This is a genomic window from Saccharopolyspora sp. NPDC002686 (assembly GCF_040295745.1).
GTDB lineage: Bacteria > Actinomycetota > Actinomycetes > Mycobacteriales > Pseudonocardiaceae > Saccharopolyspora > Saccharopolyspora oryzae.
The window spans coordinates 1-1,302 of record NZ_JBEOVY010000662.1; the positions used below are offsets into that span (position 1 = coordinate 1).

Here is a 1,302-nt window from a genome sequence, read left to right on the forward strand (position 1 = left end):
GTCAAGGTGGCTCCGGCGCACTTGAGCTCGTGCGTCAACGGGGTCTCGGCTGTGGTGTAGGCGGTTTCGCGGCTGGTGGTGATCGCGGTGACCGGGTCGTCATCGCGTGCTCCGCCGACCGGGCGGAGTTCGTCGCCGGGCCGAGTCGTCGTTGCGATTCGCCACACGAGCACATTGCCGTCGGCGTCGCCGCTGATCAGCGTGCTGTGCTGGCCGGGCAGCCAGGCGAACGCCGAGACCGCGGCCTGGTGGCCGGTGAGCACGACTCCGGCGCGGCCGGTGGGGCCGGTGCCGGAGAAGTCCCAGCAGGTGAGGACTTCGGCGGATTCGCAGGCCATCCAGCGTCCGCCGTCCTCGAAGGCCAGGTCGGAGACGGTGGCGGGGAAGCCTGACATCTCGAAGTCGGATCCGTCGTCGACCTTCCAGCCGTGCAGGGTGGCGTCCTGGCTGCCGCCGACGACCCAGCGGCCGTTCGGGGCGGCGGCCAGGCCGGAGATGGCGCCCGGTGCGCGCAGGGTGTTGGTGGTCCGGTCGGTGTCCGGTTCGAAGATCGTCACGCCTTGGTATGCGGATGCCGCGACCCGGCGGCGCCCGCGTGGCCACAGGACGTTGGTGACGGTGCTGGGCAGTGGCTGCGAGCTCCAGCGCACCGTTCCGGAGCGGTCGAGCACCCTGACCCGCTTGCCGTCGGCGACGGCCAGTGACTGCGATCGTGCGTCCCACGCCGCCGAGGCCGACCATCCCGCACGCGCGGTGTGCAGGACCGCGCCGTCGGCGGCGCTCCACATCCGACGGCTGCCCATGCCCAGCGCGATGATTCGCGTGCCGTCCGGGCTTGCGGCAACGGTCAGGAGCGCGTCGTCGAGGGTGAGCTGCCAGCGCAGCGCGCCGTCGGGGTCGAAGATGCGCACGTCGCCCTCGGAACCACCGGCGACCAGGCAGGCCGGCGCGTCTCGGGCCCCGCGCAGGACGTCGAGGGCGATCGCGGGTTCGTCGAGTTCGGCCTGCCAGCGCGGCCGCAAGGATGTCCGATCCACGGCTGCGGTCATGCCGGCGCTCCTTCGGTGGCTGGTTCCAGGCAGGCGCGGAATTCGCGTTCGAGCTGCTCGCGGTCGAGGTTGCGGCCGATGAACACCATCCGGTTGCGGCGAGACTCGCCCTCGCGCCAGGGCGCGCCGAGTTCGCCGTCGTGGAGCATGTGCACCCCTTGGAACACGTAGCGCTGATCGGTGCCCGCGAGGTTGAGGATTCCCTTGCTGCGGAACAGATCCGTTCCGCGTTCGCCGAGGAGCACGCCGAGCC

General features: G+C 71.5%; 2 protein-coding genes. Both read right to left on the reverse strand.

What is annotated here, in order from left to right:
- The coding region (locus ABTZ89_RS38715) for a WD40 repeat domain-containing protein (protein WP_351054476.1) at positions 1–1,049 on the reverse strand (1,049 nt) is incomplete at its 3' end.
- Positions 1,046–1,302, reverse strand: a 257-nt coding sequence (locus tag ABTZ89_RS38720) for a CobW C-terminal domain-containing protein (RefSeq protein ID WP_351054478.1), incomplete at its 5' end; no start/stop codon positions are given. The genes ABTZ89_RS38720 and ABTZ89_RS38715, both read right to left, overlap by 4 nt.